Raw genomic sequence first — 19364 nt, 5'->3', positions numbered from 1 at the left:
GTCATGACGTGGGTCAGTCTTTCTTAAAATCCACCGGTTTAAGAATGTAATATTTCTCATCAATAAGTCATTACAAGTCTTGAAAACCATTGATTTCCAACAAAAAAAGGAGGTCCATCAAATGATGAACCACCTTTAAAAGAATTTGTTAAAATTATAATTTGATAATCTTTTTTATCAAGCGTTTATGCTCATTGTACAATTGAATAATGTACTGCCCACTGGCATAAGAGGAAAGATCCAAAACAATTTCTCCCTGCTGGTTTGCGTGGTAAGTCGCAAAATACAACTGTTGCCCAAAGCTGTTCATGACACGAACGCCCACGCTTCCTTCCCAGCCACTAAGGTTACTGATGTGAAGAACGCCAGAGGTTGGGTTAGGGAAAACGTTTGCTTCAGGAACCTGAGGCTTAATCGCGGTTACTAAATTAGATTTAAAAGGGCCAAAATTATCCGATTTCATTCCGCCTTCCTTGGTTTTTACCAAGAAATTTAAGCCATCATTCTTAATCTGGCTCGCCGTAGCATGGAAATACGTTGTAGGCACCATTTTGATTTCGTATTGCCCATGGCCTAAATTGGTAAGCTTTGCATTTTCTGAGGACTGTTCCCAAGCTCCGTTGTCAATCTTTTCATTTTCATGATTTTCGATCCAGGACCACAGGTATAAGTTTTCTTCCTCACCAATCTTCTTGTCATGAAAATCAAAATGAATGGTGACCTCAGCATCTGCTCTCCAGTTTTCAGGGTTAAAAGTTACCCGATCGAAGCTGAAAGAAATCAAGCCTGCTTGATCATTTTCATCCAACGCCTTTTCCCCGTTTTCATTCTCAAAGTATACTTCCATCCCGATCAAATCAGTATCGTCAGAAAGCCCCAAAAGCGTATTTGGAACAAATCGGCCTTCAAATCGATCTCCCACTTTAATGAGGTCTAACGATCCTGTAGCTTCCGTATCGGGGTTTTTAAATATGCCCTTCACCATCATTTTGGCATTATCCGTATTGATTAAACCTTGATTTCCACCTTCAGGGTAAAAAATCACGGTCGCTTCTTTATTTTTATCAACGGCACCAGGATTGGTCTTGAAAAAAGGAAGTGCGGTATTGATCAAGCCTTCTTCAGGGTAATCGTTCAATGGCTCACTAATGTAAACTTTAAAGTTACCAGGGCCGAGCAACATATTCGACTGACCATCGAAAGTTACTTCTTTACCATTTGAAAAATAATCATACCAAGTACCATTTGGCAATTTAGCCGCTGGCACTTCTTCTCCCTGCATTCCGAAATTACCTACAATGTGTACCTCAACATTTTCGGCATTTTTCAGATGAATCACCTTGATCTTGTTATTGTCATCCAATTCCAGTTTTGTGTTCTCCTTGCTGGCGTCGTATAATTTCAATTCCGATCGTAGATGCATCAAAGCAGTATATACCTTGCGCAATTTCACTCTTTCAGGGTTTTCGGCAGCATCATTATACTCCCACATCACAGGTTTTTCTCCGGTACGATAATCATCGCTCACATCACCGTCTTTTTCAATTTGGTTGATGGAAACATCATAGCCTAACTCACCAAATTGCCAGATCATTTTTGGGCCTGGAACAGGAACAAAGAACGCACTCATTAATTTCAATCGATCAATGTTGTACTCTTCCTTGGTCAGGTCATAAGCATTGACCTTTTCTCCATTGATATCAGCTTCATATTTTAGGCGTTCCTCATCGTGGCTTTCCATATAAGACACCAACGCTTTGGTACCCTCAAGATCACCGTCGCCTGTTCTGTTGCCGTAATACTGCTCAATAAGGTTGGCATTGTTACCCTGGGTTGCTTTCACAAATTCATGGTGAGGTCCTGCGCCTGTCCAAAGCAGCATGCCCTCTTTGGCAAGAATTGCCTCCTCGTCCCAGTCCGTCAAATGCTCCAGAATCACATAAGCATTGGTTCCGTAGTCTTCAATTTTTTGATACATGCGCTTCAGGATCGCAATTCGGCTATCATCCTTTCGGCTTCCCCATTTGTCAGCTCCCTCTTTAATTTCATTGGTAAAACCTTTGGTGAAATCAAATCGGAATCCATCGACTTTATATTGATCCATCCAGTAAGTATTTACGGAATCCACCAATTGCTTTGTCCAAATGCTCTCATGATTAAAATCGGCACCCCAGTTCAAATCAGTCCCAATAAAATTCCCTTTTTCATTATACCAAGGGTTATCCGAAGTAGGGTCTCCGTAGTCGCCATGATTATACATTCTCACGAAAGGCGACGAATGAAAACTATGGTTCAAAACCATGTCAATCACTACAGCCATGCCACGTTCATGGGCCTCGTCAATAAAACGTTTCAACTCATTTTTCGAGCCATACCATTTATCTACTGCGAAATAAAAATTTGGATTATACCCCCAAGAGCTGTTTCCTTCGAACTCATTTACAGGCATTAACTCAATACAGTTTATCCCCAGGCTTTTGATATAATCAAGCTTTTTAATGGCGGCATCATAAGTCTGTTCCTTCGTGAAGTCACGCAAATGCAGTTCATAAACCATCAAAGCAGATTTTTCTGGCTTCTGAAAATTTATCGTTGCATCTGACCACTGATAAGCCTGTTGATTGGTCTGAAAGAAAGAGGCTCTTTTATCCGTTTTGTCTGCTGGATAAGGAATCAGGTCTGGGTAACGGGCATCATCGATATACTGATCACTCGGATCAGAAATCTTATCTGCATAAGGGTCGGCAATTTTAATTGACCCGTCCAATAAATACTGATAGAGATATTCTTTACCAGGCTCAAGCCCTGTAACGGTCAACCACCAATAATTGGCGTCGCCAGTGTCATCCAATTTCATCACGTGATTCGACTGAACTGCCCAGGCATTATCATAAAAATCACCGATTACTGTTACAAACTGTTTTAGTTTCGCAGGATCCTGCAACACAAAAGTAACTTTCGTAGGGTCATTGGCATCGTAGTTTGGGCCGATCTTCAGCCCTTCCGGCATTTTTTCAACAATAACGGTCGGCTTGACGATCACATTCAAAGAAGCTGTTGCTGTCTCGTCTCCAACAGTTGCCTGTGTGTGAAATGAAAATTGCCCCGCTTCTTGAGCTGTAAATGTATAATTAAGGGAAGTAACATTATCCGCTTCTTTAAGAACAGCATCATGCTGATCTGAGATTTGAAGGTGACTGCTTTCTGAGGCGGTGGCTGTAAAAGTCACCTGCTCCCCGACATTAAGCATATCGTCTGTGGACTTGGTCATGTTTACAGTGAGAACCCCTTGTTGATCCACATCAAAGAACACATCACTCGACTGTCCATCGGGCCAATCGCGACCTTTTATAAGGATACCAAGTCTCGTGATTTTATCCGCTGACTCATTAAAAATATCCGTAGGACGAACTTTAAGGGTCCAGATGTTATTTTCACCTTTAGTGAACTTTACCGCTTCTTGACCATCACCTGCAGGGTTCACATTGGTAAAAGCACTGAACCCATTAGGATCCCCTGGCACCCATATCCACGCCCAAGCATCAGAAAGTGCTTCGAGTTGGCTATTGCCAGTGACATCACAAGTAATTGTAATTTCGTCAGAAGCCTTAAACCTTTCAGGGCTGACGGTAATACTTTGGGCTGATACTTGTTGGATAAACAAGCAAAAAACTGTTAATAAAAGTAGTTTTCCTTGATGCATGAAATTATTCTTCAGTTAAAAAATCATAATAAATATGGAAAACAATTTAGTTTTAAGGGAATCCCAATGCCCTTATCCATGCGTTTTTCAATGCAAACGTTTGTAATTATAGCGCAAAAAAAGGAGTACAATTACTGCACTCCTTTTTCTATAGATTAAACTAATTCACTTTCTCGATGGTATATTTTAACGCCTCAGGATCGTCCAAATTTACCTTTATTTCATACATACCGTCTTCAGCAGGCGACACTAAGTTATCCCCACCCAAGGACAGCATTCCATCTTCACTTCCTTGTCCATAATTTGGGTTAGGGTCATCCCAGCTTCCATTCGCTCGAATTTTCCATTCTTCTCCACCCTTCATTGCATAAGTCCCTTCCCACATACGGCTGTCAGGATTGAATGTCAAGGGGGTATCATTATCCCAGCCACCAGGTGTTGCTGCTCCAATAATCGCAAAATCTGTTTTCAGCAAATTGTAAGTTAAATCAGCACTGTTAACGGTTAGCAGATAATAAGCCGCTTCAGGGGCGGTAATATTAGCAGCTCCGCCATCGTCACTCAACGTTCCTGCGGCATCACCTGCACCATAGTTTATTCCTAATTCCCAGCCTTTGGCAGTCGATATTTTGAAATCACTCGGTGTTGTCCCATCCTTATTCACCAAGTAAAGGTAGCCTCTGAAATTCTGACCATCTTCGGCTTTGATAACATCCAGGTCATTATGCGACCATTCATTGCCTTCTGCCCAGAAATTGAATGGACCTGGCACATACCAGGTAACAATCAATGCATATGGTGTAATTTCTGTATCTGCAACAGTAGAAGAAATTACGCCTCCACCATTATTCCCCAAGGTAGAAATTACCCTCATCTCAACTTCATGTGCTTCAAAAGGTGCCAATCCGAGCTTCCCAACAGCATCATTCATCATACTGTTAGAGACCTCCACTTTCGTGTCGGTGGTAGATGCCACCTCCTCCACCGTTTCAAAATCGGTCCCTTTTTCTGCCACCTGCACTTTATAGCTCACAGGGGACACCACGCCATAATTAACGGCTTCCCATTCAAAGGTTTCAAAAGTTTCATCGGCATTGGTGACCGTCAGCACATAGTTGTCTTTGAGTGGCCAGGTAATTTGCGGCCCTTGCGTATCTGAACTGATACGGGGCGTGTCGGTATCTTCACAGGCTGAAAACGCCATGGCCAACAAAGCCAGGGAGAAGGTTTTCAGCACATTTATATAACGTCTCATCATATTAATATCCAGGGTTTTGGGTTAGGTTAGGGTTGGCATTTACGTCGGTACTTGGAATCGGCATGACCGCAAAGTAGTCTTCTACGGGGCGTCCAGAAGAATTACCCCCTTTAAAAGCCCAAACATAAGCGCCTCCAGTGAATTGATTGAATCGGATCAGGTCGGTACGGCGGTGCCCTTCCCAATATAATTCACGGCCACGTTCCTCGATCATCCAGTCCAAATCAACCACCGCATTGGTCACCGCTGGTGCGCCTCCACGAGTTCTAATTTGGTTAATTCTGGCCAGGTTTTCTGCAGTAACGGTATTGTTCAAACGCAAATCCAACTCTGCAGACATCAAATAAGCATCTGCCAATCGGAATACGGGAAAGTTGACGTCTGCAAAACCTTCAGAAAGATTTGAGCCATCAGTACCATCCTGCTTCTTATTTTTGAACTTGGTTACAGCATAACCTTGGGTAAACTGATCCTGCTGATTGATCTCCTTGCTTTGTCCCTGCGTGAAGAAAAGATCACGACCGTCGGTAGGTGATTTCTGATCAAACAAATTTACAAATTCAGGAGTAGTACGGTTTCCGCCCCAGGAGCCAGAAGTACCATAGTCAGTAGAAACCATCTGCCCACCAATTCCGGCATTGATGATATAGGTTGTTCCACCAAAAGATTTGGCATTTTGCCCATCAAAAGTAAAGGCCCAGATGATTTCGCTTGCCGCTTTTTGGTTATCTGCCAAAAACAGCGTTTCATATACTGAATAAGGTGAGCCAGCATCTTTGGTCGTTACCAGGCTATACGCATTGGTCGCATAAATTTTATCCAATTCTTCTTTTGCCGCAGTGTACCACTGGTTATCCTCAGAAGAAAGGTAAGATTTATGGTTCAGGTATAATTTGGCAAGTAACATTCGCGCAGCACCCTGGTTTGCCCTTCCAAAAATGGTAGTCCCTGATCCGCTGATCAAATAATTGTTATCATCAGGGTTTTCTCCCAAAATCGCTTTAATCTCTGAAGAGATAAAATTGAATAATTCATCTCCTTTAATTGCACCAGCAGGTGGTGGTAGAAATGCGCCCACAGGATCATTTTCTGTAACGAAAGGAACCCCGTTGCCGAACAAATCGAGTGCATGCCAATAGGCGAAAGCTCTCAGGTATCTTGCTTCGGCAATCAGTTCAGGTACGCGGTCAAATCCGTCCTGCCCCTCAAAACGCTTCGCCTGTCGGATAAACTCGTTGGCGAGACTCACCTGATAAATCGCACGATAATAGAAGGAGCGGATAAATTCGTTCCCTCCACCCCAGGTGATTTGGCTCATTTTCGGCAAGTTACCGTCATTCCAGCCGTTAATCGCTTCGTCGGTAGGCAATTCCTGACATACCCAATAACCACGAAGGTATTGGCTATTTCCTTCATCGAAACCTTTAAGGTCGCCATTTCCCGCAGGGCCCTGCTGACCAGAAACGGAAAAACCAGCATAAATTTTTGCCAATCCACCCTCCAGGTCATTCTGTGTTTGATACACCTTGTCAGCAGTATCAAGATTGGGGTCTATCGGCACGACATCTAAATCGCTGAGACAGCCACTGAGCCCCAGCATTACGAAGAATGCCAGCGCCAAATTTTTTATATTGTTGATAGTCATGATCGTTAGTTTTTAAAATCCGAGATTTACACCTAAGAGGAATGTCCTTGGTCGAGGGTATACGTTACGGTCGATACCGTTGAAAACTTCAGGATCAAGTCCGCTGTACCCCGAAAGAACAAACACATTGTTTACCGTCGCATAAACCCGCGCGTGCCACTTTCCTCCAAAAATCTCATGAAAATTATAACCAACCATCACATTGTCTAATCTAAAATAGGAAGCATCTTCGACATAATAGTCAGAAAAATACTGAGGGTTCTGAAAGTTGGTATTATAAATATCCGTTGTGGTATTGCCGGTAAATCGGCCATTCACCTGCAAATTATTGTAGAATGCACTGTTGGAATTGACGTTGTTATAAACATAGTTCCCAATACTTGCCCGACCCGAGAAGCTAAAGTCCCAGTCATGGTAAGTCAGTCTTGAGTTGATTCCCAGTAAAACTGCGGGTGCAGAATTTTTATATCGGTAGCGGTCATCATCATTGATAATTCCATTGTTATCACGATCGACATAAGCCCCTTCGATAGGCTTACCATTGTCATCATAAATCTGCTCCAACACATAAAATGAGAAGGCAGGATAACCCACCGAGTGAATTTGAACACGGTTACCCGTTCCACCTTCAATATCTCCCGTTTCTACCCCTTTATAACTTGGATCATCAACCTGCGTCAGTTTCGTGATTTCATTTTCGTTATAAGTGGCATTAACGCCAAGCGTCCAGTACCAATCCGTATTCTGAATCAACACCCCATCCAAAGAGAATTCAAAACCTTTATTCTCCAGCGAGCCCACATTGGTGACCAGCTGATTACTCAGGTTTGATCCTGCGGCAATCGGAATTTCATTCAGCAAATCATCTGTTATTCTGTAATAACCATCAAGGCTACCTGTCAATCGGTCATCAAAAAAGCCGAAATCTATACCTGCATTGTAAGTCGTTGTGGTCTCCCATTTCAGGTTTTCATCATAACCCTCAGGTCGGATGGTCTGCACAAAAATCGGGTTACCATTGGCGTCATATCCAATCGCCTGAGCGGTGGTCTGTCCACGGGTATAAATCCCGAGGTAACCATAATCAGCACCAATATCCTGCTGACCTGTGATACCATATCCCAAGCGAAGTTTCAGCTGCGAGATCGTTTGTGATTCTTTCAAGAAGGCTTCATTGTTAATATTCCAGCTTGCTGCCAGCGAAGGAAAAATCCCCGCCCTGTTATCTTCTGAGAATCTTGAGGAATTATCGTTCCGCAAAGTGGCGGTGATCAGGTATTTACTTTTCCAGTTCAGGTTCATTCTTCCGAAGAAGGAGATGAGGAAATTTTCAGAACGCTCGATTTTTTCAGGATTACGGATATTACCGTTGCCGAAAACATCAGTTTCCGTTTGCTCACGCCAGAAATGCTGATAGGAATACCCACCCATCACATCTAAAGTCAGGTCTGTTTCCTCGAAAGTATGAATATATTGAAGGTATAAGTCCAGCAACTCATTGCGCTTTTTCTCATCATATCTTCGGTTGGCACCACCATTCTGGAAGGCGGCAAAATCAAAAGCCCCCATAGGATCGGTAACCACATTCCCTCCTGCTTTGGAGCGGTCGGTACCCAGGTTTAAATTGACATGCAGCTCTGGTAAAAAGTGAAGTTTATAATCAAGCTGCACATTACCAATAAATCGATTAACTGTTGAGCGGTCTGTTTTTTGCTGAAGAGTCGCTACCGGGTTGCCCGGTGCAATATCAATCGGTTGGCCATTGGGAGTCAGCCAAGTAAAATAGCCTCCGTAAGGTGCAAATTCGGTTTCATCGCGAATAACCTGTGTTGGGTCAAAGCCAATAGCGCCAAAGATGGTTCCTGTATCAGCAAATCGGTTTTCAATATTCATCCCCTTCAGGCTCATATCCACTTTCAGGTGATCATCAAAAAATTTAGGGTTTAAATTGATATTACCTGTAAAACGCTCCAGCTCTGAAGTTTTCAGAATCCCCTCATTATAGCTATAACCAACTGAGGCACGGTAAGGCAGCCAATCTTTAATCGATCCTGAAACAGAAGCATTATGATCAGTGGTAACACTTGTTCTCAAAATAGCATCCTGCCAATCGGTTTGCGCATCCCCAAGCAAAGCCATCAGGTCAGGGTCATTGCCAAAGCGCTCCGTATATAAGTCGCGGAATTGGGTAGTGGAGAGGTTGTCAATCGTTTTTGGCACCGTATTCACTGCCACGTTACCATTATAATCGAAAGATAATCCGCCCGCGCGTCCTTTTTTTGTAGTAATGATAATGACCCCATTGGAGGCCCGAGAACCATAAATAGCCGTTGCCGAAGCATCCTTCAACACCGTAAAAGTCTCAATATCATTTGGGTTGATCGTGTTCAGGTTGTTGTTCATCCCTGAAATTTTCTGATTGTCGATCGGCACACCATCAATCACAATCAAGGGATCATTACTTGCGGTAAGAGAAGATCCCCCACGAATACGGATGGTGGATTCTGCTCCAGGTGCACCACCGGCATTGGTGATCTGCACCCCTGGCACCTTACCATTGAGCAGTTCCTGTGGCGAAGTGATGGAGCCCTGATTAAAATCTGCGGTGGAAATGGCTTTTACCGAGCCCGTCAGGTCTTCCTTTTTGGCTGCACCGTAACCAATCACGACAACTTCAGACAGCTCTGATACAGAAGCGGCCATGGAAATATCAATGGTTGATTGATTTCCTACGGGTTGTTCCGTGGCCTGGTAGCCCACAAAACTGAATTGCAAAACAGACGTTGGTCCTTCCACCTGAATAGAATAATTTCCATTGCCATCGGTGATCGTTCCGTTTGCAGTTCCTTTTTCAATGATATTGACGCCTGGAATTGGCTCATCGTCATCTCCGGAAACCACTCGGCCGGAGACTTTTGTTTGAGCGAAAGAAAGCGTTGCAAAGATCAGCAGTACAAGTGACAGCAATCCTCCTTTCAAGAGATAACTATGCTTCATATTGGTTAATAGTTTGTTAGAATAATTCGGGAGGTACCTAAAGTGGACACCTCAAGAATAACAAACTATTAACAATAAGGAATTTCAATCGTTTGCGATGAAGGGATCAATTCCGTCTAAAGAAAATATAATCTTTAAATAGTTAAATTATTTATTTGAAAATACATTATTTTTAGTTTCAGGAATTTAATTTTGCATTGATTTTATCAAAGATATTCAGAACGGCCGGACAAACGAGTGTATTCCTGACAGAGAGGTTGATCAGTTGCTTGATTTTTTTTCGGTCGGTGTGGGGGTATTCCCGGCAAGCCGTTGGCCGACTTTCATAACAAATACAGGTATTGTCTGCGGCAAGAAAAGGACAGGGCGCTTCATTTAATACATAATCCCCTTCCTGATCAAGATGCAGATAATGATCAATAAAGACGGCTGTTTTCATTTTTACCGCTTTAGCCATTCGGGCAATATCTCCTTGCTTGAAAATCGGGCTTGTTGTTTTGCAACAATTGGCGCAAGTAAGGCAATCCATTTTCTCAAAGGTCTCGAAATGCGCCTCCTGGAACAGCTCATCCAGCATTCTCGGCTTCACTTTTCTTAAATTTTTACCCAGCGTTTTGTTGGCTGCTAATTTCTGTTCCGCTTCTTTTTTAAAAGCGTTCAAATCCATCTCCTTCTGCATGGCGCAAAATTAACTATTTTCAGCAGGAAAGAAAAATCAGGAGGCTGTGGGCTTTTGATGAAGACTGATCCCTGCAGAAATCAGGGCAAGCATTGGCATAAAGGTGATCCCGGCCAAAGGCACCAATAAGCCGAGATTGAGAATCAGTCCATTACCTATGGCCAAGCCCTTAAATTTGGACTGCATATCAATCGATTTCCTGACTGACAAACCGAAATACTCATTGCGATAGTCGATCATGGCGGCGCCCCAAAAATAACTTTCCACCAGTAACAACAAGACGGAATAAATTGGCAGGCCTATTGGCAGCAAAAGTGCCAGCACATAAATGATCAAAGAATAAAAAAGTTCCCGGCTGAGGTTCCTGAACGCTACACGTACACCACGCCAAAAATCTTTAAGGGTGGCGACGAAGCTAAATGGTTTTTGGTGGCCCGTCAGTTTATTTTGCAGCAGCTCCGACACCATGGAGAATACAGGGCTGAGCAATAACAAAGTCAGGTACCGATAGATTTTCAGATAAAACAAAAACAGCAGGACTTTTAATGTCAGCTTCAGCAACCAGCTGGTGAATTCCCACCACCAGGAGGGTTCTAATAAAATCGGGAAATGCCCGCTGATGAGTTCCCATAAATGGACGTGCAACTGCCCGCTCAACCAATCGACCAAGGTAAACAGCCCGACAGCCAGGCCAAAAGGCACCAAAAATATCCACCACATACGATTAGTGACCACAAATCGCCACGCCAAACGATACGCCTTGATGGCGTCAAAAAATTGCCGGATATGGGAACTTTGCATTTGTATTTAATCCTGATTGCGCTGAATTAGCAGAAATAATCTTTTAATTCCATTGGTGTACAGCAAAAGATAGAAAAACAGTGTCCCGACCCAAAGGAGCAAGGCATTGAAAATAGGGGTTGAAATGTAATAGCCCATGAAATATTTTTTCGGCACATACATAATCGACCTGAAACCAAGTAAACCGTAAGGTCTTGGTGACTGATAAATCGGGTAAATTTTCTGAATAAAGCGATTTGGGCCAGCAACAATCCTGCGAACAGAATTGGTCGCTTTCACATGTCTTGCCAGCGTTGGGTTATAAAAACGCTTTTTATAGGCCTCAAATGCATTCCGCTTGTCTTTTCCCAAAGTACGCTTTGTTAAATAGGCCTGCTGCAATTTTTGGGCATCAACTTGCATCTGTGAGAAATAGGCAGAAACACCATCGAGAAAATCCTCGAGATCTGCACGTTCCCCGAGAGATAACCCTTCATGGTTTTCGACTTTCTCGACCGTCTTTTGATTCAGCCCTTCAAAATATTGATCCAGATAATTGAGCTCATGGGCAAGCCTGTCAAACTGGTCAGTGTCATTTGTTTTGTTAAGCTGATGGATCAGGTCTTTCAGCGTAGGAATATAATACAACTGATAATATTCCGCCTCTGCATTTTTCTGCTCAAAATCATAAACCTCTTTTTGATAATCATTGGCCATAAATGCAGCGACCATCACGCCTTCAAACGCCCAGCGCGAAGGCATAATTTCTCCGACAAGCGGTACCGCACTATCGTTCGACAACACAGGGTTTACTTCATTGAAATTCACCACCACCCCACTAAGCAATAACTGAGGGATTATCAAAATTGGAATACTGATATAAATCGTTACTACCGAGGCAAAAAGCGACGACACGATCAGCCCAAGAACATTCGCCAGACAGGTAATCGTAAACAGGGAAAACCAGAACAGCGTACCAAATTGCGGCAACTGCAGCACCAATGCGCTCACCACCACAAAGGTGAGGGTCTGCATAAAGGATATTGAAAACAGAATCACCAGCTTGGAGCTCAGGTAGGCCCCATTACTCAGGTTCAGGAACGACTCCCGCTTCAGTACGGCCCGATCCTTATGGATTTCTTCCCCACTCTGAACAAGCCCCATGAACAGCGCCACAAAAACAGCCATAAATAGGAAGGAGGGAATATTGATATTTTCCCCATAACTATATTCCGTATCGATAGGCGCATATCGCACCACCCAGGCCAAAGCCAGCGCCAGGACGGGTGCCTGCAAAAAGGTGATCAAAAGGTATTGAGAATCCCGAACTTTTGTCAGTACATCGCGCTTGAGAAAAATGCCCAGCTGACGCACAAAGCTCGGTACATGAAGACTGACGGACTGTTGCTTTCCAAGCTTACGAATGCGGTCTCGTACCGCTTCCTCTACCTGATATAAAAATGGCTGAAAACTCCGCTTCCAATCCAAAGGAGCAGTAACGCGCTTATAAATTGTTTTGCCATTCTCATCCTTCCTCCCCTCTTGCCGATCGATTTCCTCAAAAAGATCCTCGACCTCAACATTCCCGCATTGCTCACAAACGGCCCCATTTCGTGCCGTATGGTATTTTTTGATCCGTTGCACCGCTAAAATTGGCGCACCGTGATAAATCTGCTCTCCTCCCTTATCCAGAATAAAGATCCTGTCGAAGCTCTTAAAGATATCCGATGAAGGCTGATGAATCACCACAAAGACAAGCATTCCACCTTTGGCCAAATTCCGAAGCACGTCCATGATCCTGTCTGAATCACGTGATGACAAGCCAGAGGTCGGCTCATCAACAAAGAGCACCGATGGATTCCTGAGCAGCTCCATGGCAATATTCAATCGCTTGCGTTGCCCTCCTGAAACTCCGCCGTCCAATGGGTTTCCCACTTGAAGGTTCGCAATCTCCTGAAGGCTCAAAGCCTCCAGCTTTTCCATCACAAGTCGGTCAATTTCATCATCTTTCAATTGCGACAATGAAAGTTTTGCCGAATAAGTCAGGTTTTCCAGAACGGTCAGTTTTTCCAACAATGCATCTTCCTGCGGCACATAACCGATCGCACCTTTAACCTGCTCGGGGTTACGATGAATGTCCACTCCATTGATCTTAACCGTTCCGCCTTCGGGGTAATCGGGGTTTTGAGAAGGCATGGCATTTCCATTCAACACATTGACAAGGGTTGTTTTCCCAGCACCACTCAGTCCCATGATCCCTACAAGGCTGGAGTGTTTTTCCGTAAAGTGTATATTATTGAGGCCCTTATGCCCATTGGGAAAGAAAAAATCCACATGACTCACCTCAAAAAGAAAAGGACTTGGCGGGTTTTGGTGGAAGAAGTGCCAGATCAGGTCTGTATAATAAATATCTTCGGACCCATCCAGACGCATGAATCCCCCTTTGTGCAAAGCAAAGACCTCATTGTCCGATACCAACACATTATCCAGGAACAAGCGTCCTTTCCCTATTTTTCGGACGAAAATACCGCCTATAACAGGGGCATGGTACACGCATAGGTAAGCATTGATACGTTCAAACTGCCAATAAATGAAATCTCCCTTTACAGGCTGCTCATGAATTACCATCACCTGTCCCTTTGGAAGTTCTTCAGGGCGCTGAGCAATAGAAAACAGCCGCATGCCCTCGCCTGCCTTTTGTTCCAGCCCCAGTCCTTCACACACTTCAAAATAAAGGTCGTGGTGTCCCTGACGGCTTTGTTCATTCGCTTTCACGAACAACATATCAGCAAGCATGGCCAACAACATCAGTCGTTCCTGTGTTGTAAACTTTTCTTGTACAGTACTGAAAATGGATTTTTTGTAAAAGTCATCACCGATATATGGTGAATTCAGTTCTTCTTCAAAATAGTTAAAAAATTTACGGAGGTCTGTTGCCCCTGACTGTCTTGCACAATACCGACCAATAGATTCTTTAATCGCCGAGTTTACACTTGATTCAGGGATGACCACTGCAAAAAAACGGATGATAACTAAGAGCGTTTTCTCATTCATAAGGAACAATCACAAAAAAATACACCACCAAAATAGCAAAGGGAAAAGCAATGCTTTTCCCAGTATGATCAATAAACTTTTTTTACTCTTATCGGACAAAGTTATTTCGTACCGCATGTATTTGCCTGAATAACAGATGCAGCGAGCGATCCGTCGGCACTTTCATGCTTACCTGACTTTCGGGCAAATCTTTATATTCCAATCGGCTGTACGATGTTTTGATTTGCTCCAATGAGTTCGTCAGTGCAATAGTCCAGTCGTCCTTTTCCACCTGATCCAGTAGCTCCACCAATTCAATAATGGCTTGCTCCTGTTTAAGCATCACATTGATCAGCTCAGGAACTTCCTTGCCCGTAGGCATCCGGTTAATGGTTTCAGTAGAAATATACAAGCCCTCGATAAATGCGCCGCCGAGCATCAAAGCAGCCAGCGACTTGCGGCTTGTTTTTACAAAATAGGCATCAGCGTTTCCAATAGCGTCATTAACAATATGACTCAAAGAATCCTGAGAATTAAGATTCTTCTCAAAACGGTCGATCATATTATAGTCAAGTGCGGAAGAAAAGCCAATGCTCTCCGTCATTTTTACCGAAGCATTCATATAGGTCAACGCTTCATTGGAACGGTCATACAGCGACAGATAAGCAACATCCACTGCATAAATCCCCAAATTGATGGCCGCCTTGGTCGTCGAGGAAGTGTATTCGGTGGACTTGGAAATATCATTAATCAAGTCTGACTGATAGGCTACACCCGTAGATTTAACCATCTGCGGAATGACCGACGGCGCCGGAATGGCATCAGCGATGGTCGTCAATCGCTCGGTCTGTGTTTTGGCAACTTTCACCTTGCCCGCTTTTTCTTTTTCTGCGGATTCACAGGAAAAGGCAAGGATAGCGCCTATGAAGAAGGCGAGAATAATAGGCTTACTAAAAATATTCATAGGTCTTTGAATTAATTGGAGTAGTCGATTTTCGATTAAAAATGGACCAAAACTATTGAGGATCGAAAATGTACATGGCACGAATCTTGTCCTTTTCTAAACCGAAGGCGATACCTTCGTTATAATAAAAAATATTGGACAAATTGCTGTGCAATGCTGACGGGCCCGCAGTTCCCTTCTTAAAGTGCTGATCAAGCACCGATGCATCCTCAAAGAAGCGTACTCCATTGTCGGTCTCAATATCTTCACACAGAATTTTGTTGTAATCAGGAAAGCTACTTAATTGAATCATGACGACTTTATCATCCTTCATGAAAATTTTCTCCACAGGCAATGTCATGATAAAAACATAGTCCAGACAATAATCAAAATCAATCTTGGTTTCTGGTAAGGATTTTGGATTCGACTGTACCGAGGCGGTAAGATAATCATCATAACTGATGCGCTTCCCCTCAAAGCCCAAAATCCAGGTCACATCATCAATGGTCATCCCCAGGGTTAACTCCCCAACTCCTTTTCCAGGTCGTAAGGTTTGCCCGAGGCTGATCGAAGTTGCTCCTATCAGCAGCAGGAAGAACATAGTAAAGAATCTCATACACTTCATTAGGTTAATATAAGGTTGTATTTCGGAGTAAATATAATTAAAAATTAAATGCTTTATGCTTTTCTCCTATACAATGACGGTTATTTCATGTTTTTAAACAAAAAAAATAAGTGTTTATCCAAATTCTATTTATTTGATAAGCACATTGAACGATAATCAAACCCTCATCGCTTGATCTTATTCGTTATCAGCGAATTTTCGCTATTAACAAAAAAGACATTTCATTTTATAAGAATTAAAAAGATTACAAAAAAAGACGCAAAGAGTGAAAAACTTGAAATAAACCTCAAAAACGGCCTAAAAAGCCTTAAAACATGATAAAGATTTGGTTTAATGCTAACATCGGTCATGTTTAAATAAAAAAAAAGCTTTCACATTTGTATTGTAATCAACAGCGAAAAAAACACAAAAACCCTAACCCTCCGCTGAAAAATTTACGTTTTACTATTATATGGCACTTTTAAAACCAAAAGAAATCGCTAAAGTATTCAGCGATTCAGCTTACGAAAAAAATGGACACTCAACAGGGCGTTTGTTTTTATTATCAATTATTGGAGGCGCATTCATCGCATTAGGGTTTATGCTTGCAATCCAAATTGCTGGCGGATCCCCAAGTTTGGATCCAGGAATGAAAAGTTTCATCCTTGGTTGTACCTTCCCAGTAGGATTCATCATGTGTATGATTGGTGGCGGAGAAATCTTCACCAGTGCATGTGCAGCAATGCCGATTCCGTTTTTCCGAAAACAAACCAGCTTCCTTCCGGTGTTAAGAGTATGGGGATTGGTTTATGCAGGAAACATTGTCGGCGGAGTCTTGGTCGCTTGGTTCTTTACTAAAGAAATCGGATTCTTCCATGGTGCAGCACTTACTTATATGTTTCATATTGCGGAACACAAAGTAGGAACACTACCAAGTCAGGCAAATGAAGCACACCTTTGGGTAACATTTGTAAAAGCCGTTGGCGCAAACTGGATGGTTTGTATGGCTGCCTGGATGGCTTACTCTGCAAAGGATACTTTCAGCAAGATCTTTTGTATTTGGCTTCCAGTGATGACATTTGTCACCTTTGGGTTTGAACACTGCGTTGCAAATATGTATATTATACCTGCAGCGATTTTCTGTGGCGCTCCAATCACTTGGGGACAGTTCATCGGAAATAACCTGATTGTAGCAACATTAGGCAACATTGTCGGCGGATTTGTATTTGTGGGATTAGCCTACTGGTACATTTACCTGAAAAATGTTGATCAAAACGAAAACAAGTCAGACTCTGTAGTTACTGAAACTGGAGAGCTGCTTAACAAATAATTTAAAAATACCTTTTAAATATAAATTCCTTAGAAATGGCAGAAGTTAAAAAACTCGGCTTTAAAGAAGGTGCTTGGTCTACTACAATTGATCCAAAAAGCTTCGTAGAATTGAATATCACTCCTTATGAAGGAGATGCCTCATTCCTTGCTGGTCCAACAGAAGCAACCAAAAAACTTTGGGAAGCTTGTGCAGCAGGTATGAAAGAAGAGCGTGCGAATGACGGATGTCGTGACATCGATACGCATACAATCTCTTCTACTACAAGCCACAAAGCTGGGTACATTATTGAGGGTGAAGAGCAAATCGTAGGTCTTCAGACTGACGAATTGCTAAAGCGCGCGATGAAGCCTTACGGTGGATACCGCGTGGTTGAAAACGCTGTTAAAGAGCGTGGAATGACTGTTGATCCTCAGGTAACTGAGATCTTTAAATATGTTACTGATCACAACCAAGCGGTATTTAACGCTTATGACAAAGAGATCCGTACATTCCGTTCTAAGGGTGTATTGACTGGTTTGCCAGATAACTACGCACGTGGTCGTATAATTGGTGACTACCGTCGTTTGGCTTTATATGGTACTACTGCTTTGATTGCAGCTAAAACAGCTGATTTCAACGCTATTGAAGTATCTGGAGAGGATATCGCTCACCAAGTGCGTCTTCGCCAAGAAGTTACAATGCAAATCAATGCATTGAAAGACATCGAGGTATTGGCTGGATTCTACGGTTTCGACGTATCTGCTCCTGCAACTACTGCAAAAGAAGCTACTCAGTGGGTATACTTCGCTTACTTGGCAGCCATCAAAGAACAAGATGGTGCTGCAATGTCTTTGGGTAACGTTTCTTCTTTCTTGGACATCTTCTTCGAGAAAGATTTGGCTGACGGTACTTTGGATGAGTCAGGTGCACAAGAGATCGTTGACCACTTCGTAATGAAATTGCGTATGGTTCGTCACTTGCGTCCAGGTGCTTACGATGAGATCTTCGGTGGTGACCCAACATGGGTAACTGAGTCTATTGGTGGTCAATTCAACGACGGCCGTACTAAAGTAACAAAATCTTCATTCCGTTTCTTGCAGACATTGTACAACTTGGGACCATCTCCTGAGCCAAACTTGACTGTACTTTGGTCTGAAGCATTGCCTCAAGGTTTCAAAGAATTCTGTGCTCAGGTATCTATCGATACTTCATCTGTACAGTACGAAAATGATGACTTGATGCGTCCAAACCGCGGATCTGATGATTACGGTATCGCTTGTTGTGTATCTCAACAAACTATCGGTAAGCGTATCCAGTTCTTTGGTGCACGTACTAACCTTCCTAAGACATTGTTGTTGGCTATCAACGGCGGTCGTGAAGAAAAAGACGGTGTAACTTGTATCGAAGGTATCGAGCCATTGACTTCTGACGTATTGAACTACGACGAAGTAATGGATCGTTTCAAGAAAGCGATGGACGAAGTTGCTCGTGTATATGTGAAGTCGATGAACATCATCCACTACACTCACGATCACTACTACTACGAAAAAGCACAATTTGCATTCTTGGACACTGAGCCAGGTATCGATATGGCTTACGGTGCTGCTGGTATTTCTATCATCGCCGATTCATTGTCTGCGATTAAAAATGCTAAAGTAACTGCTGTTCGTAACGAGCAAGGTTTGGCTGTTGATTTCAAAACTGAAGGTGAATATCCTGAGTTCGGTAACGATATCGAATCTGTAGATACAATCGCTAAAGAGATCACACACTACTTCTTCGAGCAATTGAAGAAACATAAAACTTACCGTAACGCGGTTCCAACAATGTCATTGTTGACCATTACTTCAAACGTAATGTACGGTAAGAAAACGGGTGCTACTCCTGATGGCCGTAAAGCTGGTGAAGCTTTCGCTCCAGGTGCTAACCCAATGCACGGACGTGACAAAACAGGTGCTGTTGCTTCATTGAACTCTGTAGCTAAATTGGACTACAATGATGCTCAAGACGGTATCTCTAACACATTCTCTATTGTTCCTAAAGCTTTGGGTGCTGATCGTAAGGATCAAATCGTAAACTTGGTGAACATGATGGACGGTTACTTCAACGGTGAAACTGAAGCTGAAATGGCTCACCACTTGAACGTAAACGTATTGAACCGTGAAACTTTGATGGACGCTTACGAAAACCCAGAAGAATATCCTCAATTGACTATTCGTGTTTCTGGTTACGCTGTAAACTTCGTTCGTTTGTCTAAAGCACACCAATTAGAAGTTATCGCTCGTACTTTCCACGAGAACATGTAATACACTTCTTTTAATTAGCTTCGGTTAATTTGAAGATTTGCAAATTATTAAAGGCGCTCTTTTCTTCGAGCGCCTTTTTTTTGATATTTAGCATCAATTACCAA

At 42.8% G+C, this 19364-nt stretch carries 11 protein-coding genes; 2 read left to right on the top strand and 9 right to left on the bottom strand.

Going from position 1 to position 19364, the window contains the following annotated elements; genetic code table 11:
- Window positions 1–154 precede the first annotated feature (154 nt).
- From AABK40_RS05245 to AABK40_RS05205, 9 genes are all read right to left on the bottom strand, one after another.
- The gene (locus AABK40_RS05245; protein WP_338397822.1) at window positions 155–3664 is read right to left on the bottom strand and encodes an alpha-amylase family glycosyl hydrolase; all 3510 of its coding nucleotides are present in this window, start codon (window positions 3662–3664) and stop codon (window positions 155–157) included.
- A 199-nt stretch (window positions 3665–3863) separates the two neighbouring features.
- Entirely contained in the window at window positions 3864–4961 is a 1098-nt protein-coding gene (locus AABK40_RS05240) for a SusE domain-containing protein (protein WP_338397821.1), read from the bottom strand.
- A 1-nt stretch (window position 4962) separates the two neighbouring features.
- Window positions 4963–6606 (bottom strand): RagB/SusD family nutrient uptake outer membrane protein, encoded by a 1644-nt coding sequence (locus AABK40_RS05235; protein WP_338397820.1) that lies wholly within the window; start codon window positions 6604–6606, stop codon window positions 4963–4965.
- A gap of 12 nt (window positions 6607–6618) precedes the next feature.
- Window positions 6619–9603 carry a SusC/RagA family TonB-linked outer membrane protein gene (locus AABK40_RS05230; protein WP_338397819.1) on the bottom strand — a complete coding sequence of 995 codons (2985 nt, stop codon included), beginning with the start codon at window positions 9601–9603 and terminating at the stop codon, window positions 6619–6621.
- 178 nt (window positions 9604–9781) lie between these two features.
- The gene (locus AABK40_RS05225) at window positions 9782–10282 is read right to left on the bottom strand and encodes a YkgJ family cysteine cluster protein (protein ID WP_338397818.1); all 501 of its coding nucleotides are present in this window, start codon (window positions 10280–10282) and stop codon (window positions 9782–9784) included.
- Window positions 10283–10318: 36 nt separating this feature from the next.
- Window positions 10319–11083, bottom strand: a complete 765-nt coding sequence (locus tag AABK40_RS05220; protein ID WP_338397817.1) for an EI24 domain-containing protein — start codon at window positions 11081–11083, stop codon at window positions 10319–10321.
- A 6-nt stretch (window positions 11084–11089) separates the two neighbouring features.
- Window positions 11090–14116 (bottom strand): ATP-binding cassette domain-containing protein, encoded by a 3027-nt coding sequence (locus AABK40_RS05215; RefSeq protein WP_338397816.1) that lies wholly within the window; start codon window positions 14114–14116, stop codon window positions 11090–11092.
- An 88-nt stretch (window positions 14117–14204) separates the two neighbouring features.
- On the bottom strand, window positions 14205–15059 hold the full coding sequence (locus AABK40_RS05210; RefSeq protein ID WP_332920360.1) for a hypothetical protein: 855 nt from the start codon (window positions 15057–15059) through the stop codon (window positions 14205–14207).
- A gap of 52 nt (window positions 15060–15111) precedes the next feature.
- Window positions 15112–15654 (bottom strand): hypothetical protein, encoded by a 543-nt coding sequence (locus AABK40_RS05205; RefSeq protein WP_332920359.1) that lies wholly within the window; start codon window positions 15652–15654, stop codon window positions 15112–15114.
- Between the two features lie 460 nt (window positions 15655–16114).
- On the opposite strand from AABK40_RS05205, the gene AABK40_RS05200 reads away from it, so the two are divergent.
- Both AABK40_RS05200 and pflB read left to right on the top strand, forming a co-directional pair.
- Window positions 16115–16972 carry a formate/nitrite transporter family protein gene (locus tag AABK40_RS05200; RefSeq protein ID WP_332920358.1) on the top strand — a complete coding sequence of 286 codons (858 nt, stop codon included), beginning with the start codon at window positions 16115–16117 and terminating at the stop codon, window positions 16970–16972.
- Between the two features lie 35 nt (window positions 16973–17007).
- Complete coding sequence (gene pflB / locus AABK40_RS05195; protein WP_338397815.1) at window positions 17008–19260, top strand: formate C-acetyltransferase; 2253 nt, start codon at window positions 17008–17010, stop codon at window positions 19258–19260.
- Window positions 19261–19364 lie beyond the last annotated feature (104 nt).

The sequence above is a fragment of the Persicobacter psychrovividus genome (genome assembly GCF_036492425.1).
Classification (GTDB): Bacteria; Bacteroidota; Bacteroidia; order Cytophagales; family Cyclobacteriaceae; genus Persicobacter; species Persicobacter psychrovividus.
Note: the sequence above shows the minus strand (reverse complement) of the source record. Positions and strands in the feature narration are given on the sequence as shown.